This is a genomic window from Streptomyces sp. NPDC039430, from assembly GCF_055639435.1.
The window spans coordinates 1-12,732 of the sequence record NZ_JBVKAK010000020.1 but is presented as its reverse complement, the minus strand read 5'-3'; the positions used below and the strand labels follow the sequence as shown (position 1 = coordinate 12,732).

Sequence of the window (12,732 nt, the reverse complement as noted above, 5' to 3'; positions counted from 1 at the left end):
GGCGCGCCGGGCCCGGACGGGCTCAGTAGGCGCTGTTGACGTTGTCCATCGAGCCGTACCGGTCCGCGGCGTAGTTGGCCGCGGCCACGATGTTGGCGACCGGGTCGTAGATGTCGAACGGGGTGCCCTTGACGTGGTACGTCTTGAACGTCGGCGGGATGACCTGGAGCAGGCCCTTCGACGGGATGCCGTTCCGGGCGTTGATGTCCCAGAGGTTGATCGCCTTGGGGTTACCGCTCGACTCACGGATGATGTTGCGGTGCAGACCCTCGTACGAGCCGGGGATCTTGTGCTTCTTCATGATGGCCAGCGACTCCTTGATCCAGCCGTCCAGGTTGTTCTTGTAGACGGGCTTACGGACGGTGGAGCGGTTGGCGGCTTCCTTGCCGCGCTTTTCCGCGTCGGCCTTGGCCTTCGCCTTCGCGGCGGCCTTCTTCTTCGCGGCCTCTTCGGCCTTCGTCTTCTCCGACGCCGTCTTCTGGACCACGGACTGGACCTTGGCCGCGGTGTCGGGGCTGCTGAACTGCTTGGCGATGATCGCGTTCACGGCTGAGGTCTGGATGCTGTCCGTCGCCGACGTCGTCACCTCGGAGGTGGCGGGGGACTGGGCAGGAGCCTGGGACTCGGCGGCGACAGCCGTGCCGGGAACCAGCGAGAACGTGACCGCGGCGACTCCGGCGGCGGCGACGCCGGCCATGGAAGCCTTCTGGGTCTTGTTCAGGCGACTGAGACCAGGGGTGCGTGACGAGAACATAGAGACGTACCTCTTCGAGTAGCGGAAGTCGCGGAGGCCGGATGGCCAGCCTGCTCGGCGGCGACGTCGGCAATTCTTAGCGGCCGCAAAATGCTCTGGCAAAGGTGTGACGTACGACCTCGCATAGTGGAGCGGGGCGCCGGAAAGGCGCCCTGCGTCCGGTTTATGCCAAGCTCACACGCCCCTTTTTGGTCGACTAGTGACGTTCGTAAGTGATGTGCGTCCTATGCCGGGGCTCACATCGGGTACCCCGCGATGTGACCGATTGTTGCTTCAGCAATGCGAACTGTGAACGGTCTCCGCCGGGAGGATGAGATGGACGTCCCCGAACTCGTGCCAGAGGTAGAGCCCGCGCAGCGCCTCCTCGTATCCCCTGGTCAGAGCCGCCCGCCCGGCGATCGCCGCCAGCATCAGCAGATGGGAGGCCTCCGGTTCGTGCAGCCCGGTCAGCAGCCCGTCGACCGCCCGCACCCCGCGCCGGGGCGTGATCACCAGATCCGTCCAGCCGGAAGCCGCCCGCACCACCCCGTCCGGTCCCGTCGCGGACTCCAGGGCCCGCACGGCCGTCGTCCCGACCGCGATGACCCGGCCCCCTCCCGCCGCCACCGCGTTCACCAGCAGCGCCGTGCTCCGCGGCACCTCGAAGCGCTCCGGGTACGGCGGCTCGTGCGCCTCCGCCGACGCCACCCCCGTATGCAGCGTGAGCGGCGCGAACCGCACACCCCGGCTCCTCAGCTCCGCCACCAGGCGCGCCGTGAAGGGCCGCCCCGCGCTCGGCATCTCCGCGGAGCCGGCGCCGTCGGGCGAGGGGCGCGCGAAGACCGTCTGGTACGCGGAGAGCGGCTGGTCCCGCTCCGTGTACCCGTACCGGATCGGCCGGCCGTGGCGCCGCAGCAGCCCCGGCACGTCCGCGTGCGAGACCCGCGCCCACCACAGCCGGGACCCGCCGGGGGCCAGCGGTTCGTCCAGGACGAGATGGACCCCGCCCGGCAGCCGGACCACCGCCCCCGCCGGGCCCCCGCCGCGCGGCAGCGTGGTCCCCGCGCCGTCGTCCCGCCGTGGCGTGCGCAGCTCGACCGCCCACCTGCCGTCGTCACCCCGCGTCGAGAAGTGCGCGACGACCCGTTCGCCCCCCGGATCGGGTCCCAGCCGCCCGCTGACGGCCGCCGGCAGCGTCGCCGACGTATTGACCACGAGCACGTCCCCGGCCCGCAGCTGCCCCGGCAGCTCCCGGAAGGCGTGGTGCGTGACGCTCGTCCCCCGGGAGACCAGCAGCCGTACGTCGTCCCTGCCCGACCCGCGCTGCTCCGCCGGGACCCGCGCCGACAGCTCCTCGGGCACCCGCAGCGCCGGCAGGACGCTCACTTCGACTCCAGCAGCGCGGGGGCCGCGTACCGGCCGCTGACCGGGCGCCGCTCCAGCAGCCGCAGGAAGCCGGGCACCACAGAGGCCGGCTCGGGGCGCGGGTCCCGGTCGTCCGGCACGGCCGCCGTGTACAGATCCGTCCCCATGTCGCCCGGGTCCACCGTCCACACCCGCAGCTCCGGTTCCTCGGCCGCGAGCACGGCGGCGAGCTGGTCCAGCGCCGCCTTGGACGCGCCGTAGCCGCCCCAGGTCTCGTACGCCTCGGCCGCCGCGTCGGAACTCACCGTGATCACCGCGCCCGCCGCACTCGCCCGCAGCAGCGGCAGCGCCTCCTGGACGAGCCCCAGCGCCGCCACCACATTGGTCTCCAGCGCCCTCCGCAGCCCGTCGAGCGGCAGGGCGTCCAGCCGTACCAGCGGCTCGGCACCCAGCGCGCTGGCGTTGCTCACCACCAGATCGAGCGCCCCCAGCTCCGCCGCCGCGGCCACCAGATCCTCGCGGTGCCCGGCGTCCGTGACATCCCCGGCGAACGCCGCCACCCGCGTCCCGTGCGCCCTGACCTCGGTGGCCGTCTCGTCCAGTACCCCCGCGGTCCTGGCGTCCAGCACCAGATCCCAGCCGCGCCGGGCCAGCGCGTCGGCCAGCGCGCGCCCCAGCCCCTTGGAAGCCCCTGTGATGATCGCTACCGGCATGATGTCCGCTCCTTCTCCCTCACACGCCCGCTCCCGCCTGACGCGCCCACCGTAGGAAGGGGACGGCCCCCGACGCCTCGTGCGCCGGAACCGTCCCGCCAGGGCACTTCGTCCTACTCCCGGCGCCGCGAGACCTAGGCCATCAGCCCTGGTCGGGGCAGATCCCGAGGCCGATACGGTCCGCCCCGCCCGCCGGTACGGTGAAGCCATGAGCCACCGACCCCGCTCCGGCCTCGCCGCCGTGAGCACCGCGCTCCTCGCGATGAGCAGGCATCTGGAGGTCCGCGACGTCCTGAAGACGATCGTCGCCTCGGCACGCGAACTGCTCGACGCCGAGTACGCGGCGCTCGGCGTGCCGGACGATCACGGCGGCTTCGCCCAGTTCGTCGTGGACGGCGTCAGCGACGAGCAGTGGAAGGCGATCGGCCCGCTGCCGCGCCAGCACGGGATCCTCGCCGCGATGCTCCACGAGGAGAAGACCGAGCGGCTCGCCGACGTACGCGAGGATCCGCGCTTCGAGGGCTGGCCCTCCGCCCACCCCGGCCTGTCGGACTTCCTGGGGCTGCCGGTCAAGGACGGCGACGAGACCATCGCCGCGCTCTTCCTCGCCAACAAGCGCTGCCCCAGACAGGGCGGCGGCTGCGGATTCACCGAGGAGGACGAGGAACTCCTCTCGATCCTCGCCCAGCACGCCGCGATCGCCCTCACCAACGCCCGGCTGTACGAGCGCAGCCGTGAACTCACCATCGCCGAGGAGCGCTCGCGCCTCGCGCACGAGCTTCACGACGCCGTCAGCCAGAAACTCTTCTCGCTGCGGCTGACGGCCCAGGCGGCGACGGCCCTGGTGGACCGCGATCCGGACCGGGCCAAGGGCGAGCTCCAGCAGGTCGCCGCGCTCGCCGCCGAGGCCGCGGACGAACTGCGCGCCGCGGTCGTCGAACTGCGCCCCGCCGCCCTCGACGAGGACGGCCTGGTCCATACGCTCCGTACCCAGATCCAGGTCCTCGACCGGGCCCACTCCGCGCGGGTCAGCTTCGACACCCGCGGGATACGGGCGCTGCCCGCCGCCCAGGAGGAGGCGCTGCTGCGGGTGGCCCAGGAGGCGCTGCACAACGCGCTGCGCCACTCCGGCGGCGACCGCGTCGAGGTCACCCTCGCCCGCCGCGGACAGGGCGCGGTCCTCGGCATCACCGACAACGGCACGGGCTTCGAACCCCGCGCGGTGCGCCGGGCCGGCCGCCATCTGGGGCTGGTCTCGATGCGCGACCGGGCGAGCGGTGTCGGCGGCAGACTCAGAGTGATATCGGCGCCCGGCCAGGGCACCACGATCGAGATGGAGGTGCCCGGTGGCTGAAACGGAAAAGGGCGGCGCGGAGCGCTTCGCGGGCAGGGCGGCGGCGGGTGACGGGCGGGCCATCCGCGTGCTGCTCGTGGACGATCACCAGGTGGTCAGGCGCGGACTGCGGACGTTCCTGGAGATCCAGGACGACATCGAGGTCGTGGGCGAGGCGTCCGACGGCGCCGAAGGGATCGCCCGCGCCGAGGAACTCCGCCCCGATGTCGTGCTGATGGACATCAAGATGCCGGGCACCGACGGCATCGAGGCGCTGCGCAAGCTCCGTGATCTCGACAATCCGGCCAGGGTCCTGATCGTCACCAGCTTCACCGAACAGCGCACGGTGGTCCCCGCGCTGCGCGCCGGTGCCTCCGGTTACGTATACAAGGACGTCGATCCCGAGGCGCTGGCCGGCGCGATCCGTTCCGTACACGCCGGGCACGTGCTGCTCCAGCCGGAGGTCGCCGGCGCGCTGCTGGCCCAGGACGAGCCGGGCAGCGGCCAGGGCAGGGGGACGTCTCTCACCGAGCGCGAACGCGAGGTGCTCGGGCTGATCGCCGACGGGCGCTCCAACCGCGAGATCGCCCGTGCGCTGGTGCTCTCCGAGAAGACTGTCAAGACACATGTCTCGAACATCCTGATGAAGCTGGACCTCTCGGACCGTACGCAGGCGGCCCTCTGGGCCGTACGACACGGGGTCACGGGCTGAGCACACACGCGGCCCGATGAATCGGACGATCGTACTCCGGTCTGAGTATTCATACCGTCGGGTGTATGTCACCCACACGGCGCATCCTGATCGTCTTTCGCGCGTTCTTCATGGCGTGCGGCGGCTACCGCCGCTGTTGTTGATCACACGATTAAGGAACATCCCATGAAGGTTGCCAAGAAGGCCGCCCTGGTCATCGTCACCGCCGGTCTCGCCGCGGGTGCCTCCGCCGGAGCCGCGTCCGCCACCGAGGGCGGCGCCCACGCCACCGGCGTGGCGCAGCACTCCCCGGGTGTCGGCTCCGGCAACGCGGTCCAGGTCCCGGTGCACGTCCCGGTGAACCTCACCGGCAACACGGTGAACGTGATCGGCCTGCTGAACCCGGCGCTCGGCAACGCCTCGGTCAACCACTGACGCGTCGCGTCACGCGCCGCCGAGGCCCGGTGACCCCCTGGCGGGTGGGTTCCGGGGCCTCGGCGGCCTTTTCCGTACGGGACCCCGGGACTCAGGAAACGGGCGGCATACCCCGCTCCCGCTCCTCCACATACGCGTTGTAGGACGCCACCAGCGCCCGCCGCGCGCACCGCTCCACCGGCCGCAGCGCCTCACCCCGCGCCGCCATCTCCGACGCGCTCACCGCGCCGCCGTGCCCGTGCTCGTACGCCAGCGAGACCAGCAGCCCGATCCGCTGCGCCAGTTCGAGCACCCGCACCGCCCGCGGCGGATAGCCGGGAGCCAGCACCTCGCGTCCCCGCTCCGACCGTGCCCGGTACGCGTCGAGCGCCGCCTCCGCCACCGGCCCCGAAGCCGCCACATCCAGCCGCGAGAGCACCTCGGTCGCCTCCCGCAGCGCCTCCGCCAGCTCCCGTTCCGCCTCGCCCAGCGACGGCACGTCCGCCGGCGGCGCCTCCCGTACCGGCAGACAGTGCCAGAGGACCTCGACATGCTGGTCCCCGTCCGGGCCCGCCGCGGAGACCTCGGGAATCAGTCCGTACGGCGCCCCGGCCGCGATCACCGCCTCCTCGGCCTCCAGCGCGCGGGCGTTGAACTCCGGCGGGCCGCTGAGCCCCAGCGGATGGCCGGGCGCCGGAAGCGCGATCCGGAACCCCGTCACCCCGAGCGCCCGCAGCCGGCCCAGCGCCAGCGTGAGCCCGACAGGACCGGCCTCACCGGGCAGCCCTTCCACCCGGTGTACGGCGTCGTCGCCGACCACGGCGAGCACAGCGTCGTCCGGCGATACAAACCCGGCCAGAAGGGCATTTCCCCAAGCGGCCAGCAGTCCTGAGCGTGGTTGCGAAAGCATGGCACCAGCGTAGGGAACGGACCTCACGGCCGGACCCCCCGACGGGTGGCGTAGGTTTTCCTTGGGGGCCGCGCCTACAGGCGCAACCGAAACCTCAAGACGATTGCATGGGGAGACAACGCGCTCATGAGCGATGTACTGGAGCTGGTGGACGTATCCGTGGTCCGCGACGGACGCGCTCTGGTGGACGATGTCTCCTGGTCGGTCAAGGAGGGGGAGCGCTGGGTGATCCTCGGCCCCAACGGCGCCGGCAAGACCACCCTGCTCAATCTCGCCTCCAGCTATCTCTTCCCGACCTCGGGCAAGGTACGGATCCTCGGCGAGCGGCTCGGCAAGGTCGACGTCTTCGACCTCCGCCCCCGTATCGGCATGGCCGGCATCGCCATGGCCGAGAAGCTGCCCAAGCGCCAGACGGTCCTGGAGACCGTCCTCACCGCCGCGTACGGCATGACCGCGACCTGGCACGAGGACTACGACGAGGTCGACGAGCAGCGCGCCCGCGCCTTCCTCGACCGCCTCGGCATGACCGAGTACCTGGACCGCAAGTTCGGCACGCTCTCCGAGGGCGAGCGTAAGCGCACCCTGATCGCCCGCGCGATGATGACCGACCCCGAACTGCTGCTCCTGGACGAGCCCGCGGCCGGACTGGACCTCGGCGGCCGCGAGGACCTGGTGCGCAGACTCGGCCGCCTCGCGCGCGATCCGTACGCCCCCTCCATGATCATGGTCACCCACCATGTCGAGGAGATCGCGCCGGGCTTCACCCATGTCCTCATGATCCGTCAGGGCAAGGTGCTCGCCGCCGGCCCCGTGGAGACCGAACTCACCTCGCGCAACCTCTCGCTCTGCTTCGGCCTCCCGCTCGTCGTCGAGCGCAACGGCGACCGCTGGACCGCCCAGGGCCTCCCCCTCGGCTGACGCCCGGCCGGTCAACTGCTCTCAGCTGACCGGATATCACCCCTGTCGGGACAGGGACCCCCGCCCCTACCATGACCATGTGGAAATCGACGCGTGGGTGTGGTGGCTGATCGGTGCCGTCGGACTGGGCATTCCGCTCGTCATAACGGCGATGCCCGAATTCGGCATGTTCGCGGCCGGAGCGGTCGCCGGAGCCGTCACGGCGGCGCTCGGCGGCGGAATCGTGGCCCAAGTCCTCGTATTCGTCGTGGTGTCCGTCGCGCTCGTCGCCGTCGTACGGCCCTACGCGGCCCGGCAGCGTGGCGCGAGCCCCGGCTCGGCCACCGGCATCGACGCGCTGAGAGGCCGTCAGGCCGAAGTACTGGAACGGGTCGACGGCAGAGGTGGCCGGATCAAGCTGGCCGGTGAGGTCTGGTCGGCGCGCGCCTACGACGAGCGAGCCGCGTTCGAACCCGGTCAACAGGTCGATGTGGTCGAGATCGACGGAGCCACAGCCGTGGTGATGTGAGCCAACCCGGCCGAACGGTAAGCAAGTACGCCCGCGGTCTGAGAAACTCGATCATCAGAACATCCGGCAGCGAAGGGCCCGAGGAACGCGATGCCATCAATCATCATCGTCCTGGTCATCCTGGTGGTGCTTGTATTCATCGCCCTGATCAAGACGATCCAGGTCATCCCGCAGGCAAGCGCCGCCATCGTGGAGCGGTTCGGCCGCTACACCCGAACTCTCAACGCGGGCCTGAACATCGTCGTCCCGTTCATCGACTCGATCCGTAACCGGATCGACCTCCGTGAACAGGTCGTCCCCTTCCCGCCCCAACCGGTGATCACCCAGGACAACCTGGTCGTCAATATCGACACCGTCATCTACTACCAGGTGACCGACGCCCGCGCCGCGACGTACGAAGTCGCCAGCTACATCCAGGCGATCGAGCAGCTCACCGTCACCACCCTGCGCAACATCATCGGTGGCATGGACCTGGAGCGGACCCTCACCTCCCGCGAAGAGATCAACGCGGCGCTGCGCGGCGTCCTCGACGAGGCCACCGGCAAGTGGGGCATCCGCGTCAACCGCGTCGAGCTGAAGGCGATCGAACCGCCCACCTCCATCCAGGACTCGATGGAGAAGCAGATGCGCGCCGACCGTGACAAGCGCGCCGCGATCCTCACCGCCGAGGGCATCCGCCAGTCGCAGATCCTCACCGCCGAGGGCGAGAAGCAGTCCGCGATCCTGCGCGCCGAAGGTGAGGCCAAGGCCGCCGCCCTGCGCGCCGAGGGCGAGGCCCAGGCGATCCGTACGGTCTTCGAGTCGATCCACGCGGGCGACCCCGACCAGAAGCTGCTCTCGTACCAGTACCTCCAGATGCTCCCCAAGATCGCCGAGGGCGACGCCAACAAGCTCTGGATCGTGCCCAGCGAGATCGGCGACGCCCTCAAGGGACTCAGCGGCGCCTTCGGCAACCTGGGCGGGGGCATGCCGGGCTTCGACACCGGCAAGGAGCGCAGGCAGGACCCCCCGCTGGACTGACCGCCCGACCCCTTCGTGCATGATCGGTGCATCCAGCACCGATCGCCGGAGGGCAGCGCGCCATGACCACCTGGGAGATGCTCGCCGTATTCGTCGCGGGCGTCAGCGCCGGAACCATCAACACCATTGTCGGTTCCGGCACACTGATCACCTTCCCCGTCCTGCTCGCGACGGGCCTCCCACCGGTCACCGCCACCGTCTCCAACGCCCTCGGCCTGATACCCGGCTGCATCAGCGGAGCCATCGGCTACCGCGCCGAACTCACCGGCCAGCGGCGCCGCATACTGCGCCTGAGCGCCGCGGCACTCGTCGGCGGGCTGGCAGGGGCCACACTGCTGCTGGCGCTGCCCTCGACGGCCTTCGAGACGATCGTGCCCGTCCTGGTCACCCTCGCGCTCGTCCTGATCATCCTCCAGCCCCGGCTGGCCCGGTCCGTCCAGGCCCGCCGTGCCAGGAAGGGCACCAGCGCGAGCCCCGACGGCGGCCCGCTCCTGTACGCAGGAATACTGCTCGCCAGCGTCTACGGCGGCTACTTCACAGCGGCCCAGGGCATCATCTATCTCTCCCTGATGGGCATGCTGCTCGACGACACCATGCAGCGGCTGAACGCGGCGAAGAACATCCTCGCCGCCGTCGTCAACACCGTCGCCGCGCTCTTCTTCCTCTTCGTCGCCGAGTTCGACTGGACAGCGGTCGTCCTCATCGCCGTCGGCTCGGCCATCGGCGGCCAGCTCGGCGCCAAGGTCGGCCGCAGACTGCCCCCGGCGGCGCTGCGCGGGCTGGTCGTCGCGGTCGGGGTGGTCGCCATCGTCCAGCTGCTGGTCCGCCGGTACGGGTGACGGCCGCCACGGAAAGCCGGAAGCCCGCCCCCGGAAGGGGAACGGGCTTCGTCCTGCATGGGTACCTGTACGTGCACTCGTACGACGTCCGACGCGTCACGCGTCACGCGTTCACGCGGCGGACTGGACCGCGGCCAGCCAGTGCGGCAGCTCCGAGCGCTCTCCGGCCCGCAGGGACAGCAGCATCGCGTCCGCCGGCGACGGGACGAACGGCTGGTACAGCAACGGCATCCCCGCCTGCTCCGGCGTACGGTCGGCCTTGCGGTGGTTGTCCTCGGCGCAGGAAGCGACCGTATTCAGCCAGCTGTCCGAACCACCCCGGGACCGCGGCACCACATGGTCCACCGTCGTCGCGCGCCTGCCGCAGTACGCGCAACGATGCTGGTCCCGGACCAGCACCCCCCGCCTCGACCACGGAGCCTGTCTTCGGAACGGCACCCGTACGTACCGGCAGAGCCTGATCACCCGGGGGACCGGCAGCTCCACGGCGGCGGCACGCACACGGAGATCGGGATGAGCGTGTTCGACAACGGCCTTGTCCTGCAGCACCAGCACCACCGCACGGTTGAGCGTCACCGTCGACAGCGGCTCGAAGCTCGCATTCAGTACCAGCGTGTCCCGCATCCCGCCCACCTCCCGTGTGCCGACCCGAGCCCCATCGGGAGGCGTCGGGCCTGGATCAACTCTGGCCGGGCACGCCGAGAGGGACAACACAATAAAAAATGCCCTGCCCTGATCTCTCCAAGACCAGGGCAGGGTAAACAAAAGGAAAACGGTCAAAGGGCGGCAGGAGCGGCGTATTCGCCGATGAGCTGCGCACGAGCCAGCGTATGGAACCGCAAATTGAAGCCGACGACCGCGGGCGACGCGTCGGCGTCGGGCCCCAGCCGCTCACTGTCCACCGCGTACACCGTGAACACGTAGCGGTGCGCCGGATCCCCGGGCGGCGGCGCCGCGCCGCCGAAGTCCCGCGACCCGTAGTCGTTGCGCGCCTGCACCGCGCCCTGGGGAAGCCCCTCGAACGCCCCGGTGCCCGCACCCACGGGAAGCTCCGTGACCGACGCGGGGATGTCGAAGACCACCCAGTGCCAGAACCCGCTGCCCGTCGGCGCGTCCGGATCGAAGCACGTCACGGCGAAGCTCCGGGTCTCCGCCGGGAAGCCCTCCCACCGCAGCTGCGGCGAGGTGTTCCCGGCGGCATGGACCTGAGCGTCCTTGAGTGTCGCCCCGGGCGCGATGTCATCGCTCACCACGGTGAACGACGGCACCCGCGGATGGAAGTCATGAGGGAGCGGAGCCCTCTTGCCCTCGGTCACGTCTGAACCTCCGAATTCGCTGTCCTGCCTGGCTGCTCAGCGACTCGGCCGCCTGACTGCTCGGCAGCTCGGCCGCCCTGCGGGTCCGAGCCTAGGGCCTGCGCTCAGAACCAGTTGCGACGGCCACCGACCTCGGAGAGCCACTGGTTGAGATAGGCGGACCAGTCGGTGCCCTGGAAGCCGTCGAGCCCCACCTGGAAGGCCCGGAACGAGTCGCTGCCCTCGGTGAACAGCCCCGGCTTCTTGTCCATCTCCAGGATGACGTCCATCTCGCGGTCGTCCGCGACGAAGGACAGCTCGACCTGGTTCAGCCCGCGGTACTGCTCCGGCGCGAAGAACTCGATCTCCTGGTAGAACGGCAGCCGCTGGCGCGTCCCGCGGATGTGGCCGCGCTCCATGTCCGCGGCCTTGAAACGGAAGCCCAGCCGGATGAAGGCGTCCAGGATCGCCTGCTGTGCCGGCAGCGGGTGGACGTTGATCGGGTCCAGATCGCCGGAGTCCAGGGCCCGCGCGATCTCCAGCTCCGTGGTCACACCGATGTTCATGCCGCGCAGCGACTGACCGTCGATCGTCGTGATCGGGGTCTCCCAGGGGATCTCCAGACCGAACGGCACCACATGGACGGCCCCGGCCTGCACCTCGAAGGCGCCGCCGATGTTCTGCTTGGTGAACTCGATGTCCTGCTTGGTCTCCTGGTCGCCGCCCTCGACCTCGACACGCGCCTGGAGCCCGACGTTGAGCCCCTCGATCCGCTGGTTCACGGACCCGCCCTGGAGCCGCACCTCGCCCTGGACGACCCCGCCGGGGACGACGTTCAGCTCGGTCAGCTCCGTCTCGACCGACGCGCCACCGGCGCCCATGCTCGCGAGCAGCTTCTTGAAGCCCATGTTCACTCCTTCTAGATCCTGACCTCTACATACGCGCCTCGACCGTAATCGGTTCCCCGGTACGCTGATACGCCATGACCGAGAGCCCCGACCGCAGGCCGCTGCCCCGCGACTTCTTCGACCGGCCGGTCCTTGAGGTCGCGCCCGACCTCCTGGGCCGGACGCTGATACGGGACACGGATGACGGTCCCATCGAACTCCGGCTGACAGAAGTCGAGGCGTACGCGGGCGCGATCGACCCGGGCTCACACGCCTTCCGCGGCCGCACGGCCCGCAACGCGGTGATGTTCGGCCCGCCCGGTCACGCGTATGTCTACTTCACCTACGGGATGTGGCACTGCCTCAACCTGGTGTGCGGCCCGGAGGGCATGGCGAGCGGGGTCCTGCTGCGGGCAGGCGAGATCGGTGTGGGCGTCGAACTGGCCCGCAAACGTCGACTCTCGGCCCGTCATGACAGAGAACTGGCCAAAGGCCCGGCCCGCCTGGCCACCGCCCTCGACGTCGACCGCGCCCTGAACGGAACGGACGTCTGCGCCGGCCCCGACGCGCCACTGTCGATACTCGCCGGTACCCCGGTCCCCCCTGACCAGGTCCGCAGCGGTCCACGCACCGGAGTGGGCGGCGACGGCGCGGTTCACCCCTGGCGCTTCTGGATCGGCGACGACCCTTCGGTGAGCCCCTATCGCGCCCACGCGCCGCGTAAACGTCGAACTTGACTCGTTCCGTTCATCCGCCTAACGTAGCCCGAGCCGCTTTCAACGGGTGCTGCTGCTCAGCAGTCCCCGAGGTGGCCACCCACTACTTTCGACCACACCCTGACGGGTAGGGATTTCGGCATGCCGAAATCTGGGCTCAATGGCTCGATTATGAGCCGGGCGGGGATTCGGTTAAAGTAGTGAACAGCCGAAAGGCAAAAGGCCAATCCAAAGGCCATCGGAATTCTGAAGGCGGAACACGCCGAATGAATCTGATAGAGTCGGAAACGCAAGACCGAAGGGAAAAGCCCGGAGGGACCGGAAACGGGACCAAAGGAAGCGTCCGTTCCTTGAGAACTCAACAGCGTGCCAAAAGTCAACGCCAGATAT

At 70.0% G+C, this 12,732-nt stretch carries 16 protein-coding genes; 8 read left to right on the top strand and 8 right to left on the bottom strand.

Going from position 1 to position 12,732, the window contains the following annotated elements; all coding sequences use genetic code 11:
- Positions 1-22: 22 nt before the first annotated feature.
- From ACZ7LS_RS32480 to ACZ7LS_RS32470, 3 genes are all read right to left on the bottom strand, one after another.
- A complete protein-coding gene (locus ACZ7LS_RS32480; protein WP_469450257.1) occupies positions 23-697 on the bottom strand; it encodes a transglycosylase SLT domain-containing protein in 675 nt (224 codons plus the stop codon).
- A 330-nt stretch (positions 698-1,027) separates the two neighbouring features.
- Positions 1,028-2,119 carry an S-adenosylmethionine:tRNA ribosyltransferase-isomerase gene (locus ACZ7LS_RS32475; protein WP_382529019.1) on the bottom strand — a complete coding sequence of 364 codons (1,092 nt, stop codon included), beginning with the start codon at positions 2,117-2,119 and terminating at the stop codon, positions 1,028-1,030.
- Complete coding sequence (locus ACZ7LS_RS32470) at positions 2,116-2,811, bottom strand: SDR family NAD(P)-dependent oxidoreductase (protein WP_382674334.1); 696 nt, start codon at positions 2,809-2,811, stop codon at positions 2,116-2,118. The genes ACZ7LS_RS32475 and ACZ7LS_RS32470 overlap by 4 nt, the downstream gene beginning before the upstream one ends.
- A 208-nt stretch (positions 2,812-3,019) precedes the next feature.
- Here ACZ7LS_RS32470 and ACZ7LS_RS32465 point away from each other — a divergent pair, with 208 nt between their 5' ends.
- The 3 genes from ACZ7LS_RS32465 (at position 3,020) to ACZ7LS_RS32455 (ending at position 5,270) form a co-directional block, all read left to right on the top strand.
- Positions 3,020-4,165, top strand: coding sequence for a GAF domain-containing sensor histidine kinase (locus tag ACZ7LS_RS32465; RefSeq protein WP_382871663.1), 1,146 nt, complete (start codon positions 3,020-3,022; stop codon positions 4,163-4,165).
- Positions 4,166-4,226: 61 nt separating this feature from the next.
- Positions 4,227-4,856 carry a response regulator gene (locus tag ACZ7LS_RS32460; protein ID WP_382529164.1) on the top strand — a complete coding sequence of 210 codons (630 nt, stop codon included), beginning with the start codon at positions 4,227-4,229 and terminating at the stop codon, positions 4,854-4,856.
- Between the two features lie 165 nt (positions 4,857-5,021).
- Positions 5,022-5,270 (top strand): chaplin, encoded by a 249-nt coding sequence (locus tag ACZ7LS_RS32455; protein WP_129769714.1) that lies wholly within the window; start codon positions 5,022-5,024, stop codon positions 5,268-5,270.
- Positions 5,271-5,361: 91 nt separating this feature from the next.
- Here ACZ7LS_RS32455 and ACZ7LS_RS32450 read toward each other — a convergent pair whose 3' ends face one another.
- The gene (locus tag ACZ7LS_RS32450) at positions 5,362-6,159 is read right to left on the bottom strand and encodes a hypothetical protein (protein ID WP_382529012.1); all 798 of its coding nucleotides are present in this window, start codon (positions 6,157-6,159) and stop codon (positions 5,362-5,364) included.
- Between the two features lie 126 nt (positions 6,160-6,285).
- Between ACZ7LS_RS32450 and ACZ7LS_RS32445 the strand changes: the two genes are divergently transcribed.
- The 4 genes from ACZ7LS_RS32445 to ACZ7LS_RS32430 all read left to right on the top strand — a co-directional run bounded on the left by ACZ7LS_RS32445 (position 6,286) and on the right by ACZ7LS_RS32430 (position 9,444).
- Positions 6,286-7,077 carry an ABC transporter ATP-binding protein gene (locus ACZ7LS_RS32445; RefSeq protein ID WP_382529009.1) on the top strand — a complete coding sequence of 264 codons (792 nt, stop codon included), beginning with the start codon at positions 6,286-6,288 and terminating at the stop codon, positions 7,075-7,077.
- Between the two features lie 79 nt (positions 7,078-7,156).
- Positions 7,157-7,585 carry an NfeD family protein gene (locus ACZ7LS_RS32440; protein WP_382529006.1) on the top strand — a complete coding sequence of 143 codons (429 nt, stop codon included), beginning with the start codon at positions 7,157-7,159 and terminating at the stop codon, positions 7,583-7,585.
- A gap of 90 nt (positions 7,586-7,675) precedes the next feature.
- On the top strand, positions 7,676-8,605 hold the full coding sequence (locus ACZ7LS_RS32435; RefSeq protein WP_129769718.1) for an SPFH domain-containing protein: 930 nt from the start codon (positions 7,676-7,678) through the stop codon (positions 8,603-8,605).
- Positions 8,606-8,667: 62 nt separating this feature from the next.
- Positions 8,668-9,444 (top strand): sulfite exporter TauE/SafE family protein, encoded by a 777-nt coding sequence (locus ACZ7LS_RS32430; RefSeq protein WP_385135377.1) that lies wholly within the window; start codon positions 8,668-8,670, stop codon positions 9,442-9,444.
- A 111-nt stretch (positions 9,445-9,555) separates the two neighbouring features.
- On the opposite strand, the gene ACZ7LS_RS32425 is transcribed toward ACZ7LS_RS32430, so the two are convergent.
- The 3 genes from ACZ7LS_RS32425 to ACZ7LS_RS32415 form a co-directional block, all read right to left on the bottom strand.
- Positions 9,556-10,068, bottom strand: a complete 513-nt coding sequence (locus tag ACZ7LS_RS32425; protein ID WP_129769720.1) for an HNH endonuclease — start codon at positions 10,066-10,068, stop codon at positions 9,556-9,558.
- Between the two features lie 152 nt (positions 10,069-10,220).
- A complete protein-coding gene (locus ACZ7LS_RS32420; RefSeq protein WP_382674321.1) occupies positions 10,221-10,760 on the bottom strand; it encodes a YbhB/YbcL family Raf kinase inhibitor-like protein in 540 nt (179 codons plus the stop codon).
- A 104-nt stretch (positions 10,761-10,864) separates the two neighbouring features.
- Entirely contained in the window at positions 10,865-11,647 is a 783-nt protein-coding gene (locus tag ACZ7LS_RS32415; RefSeq protein ID WP_382528996.1) for a sporulation protein, read from the bottom strand.
- Between the two features lie 74 nt (positions 11,648-11,721).
- Here ACZ7LS_RS32415 and ACZ7LS_RS32410 point away from each other — a divergent pair, with 74 nt between their 5' ends.
- Positions 11,722-12,363 carry a DNA-3-methyladenine glycosylase gene (locus ACZ7LS_RS32410; protein WP_382882330.1) on the top strand — a complete coding sequence of 214 codons (642 nt, stop codon included), beginning with the start codon at positions 11,722-11,724 and terminating at the stop codon, positions 12,361-12,363.
- A 56-nt stretch (positions 12,364-12,419) separates the two neighbouring features.
- On the opposite strand, the gene ACZ7LS_RS32405 is transcribed toward ACZ7LS_RS32410, so the two are convergent.
- Positions 12,420-12,732: hypothetical protein (locus tag ACZ7LS_RS32405; RefSeq protein WP_469450265.1), on the bottom strand; the 313-nt coding region annotated here is incomplete at its 5' end.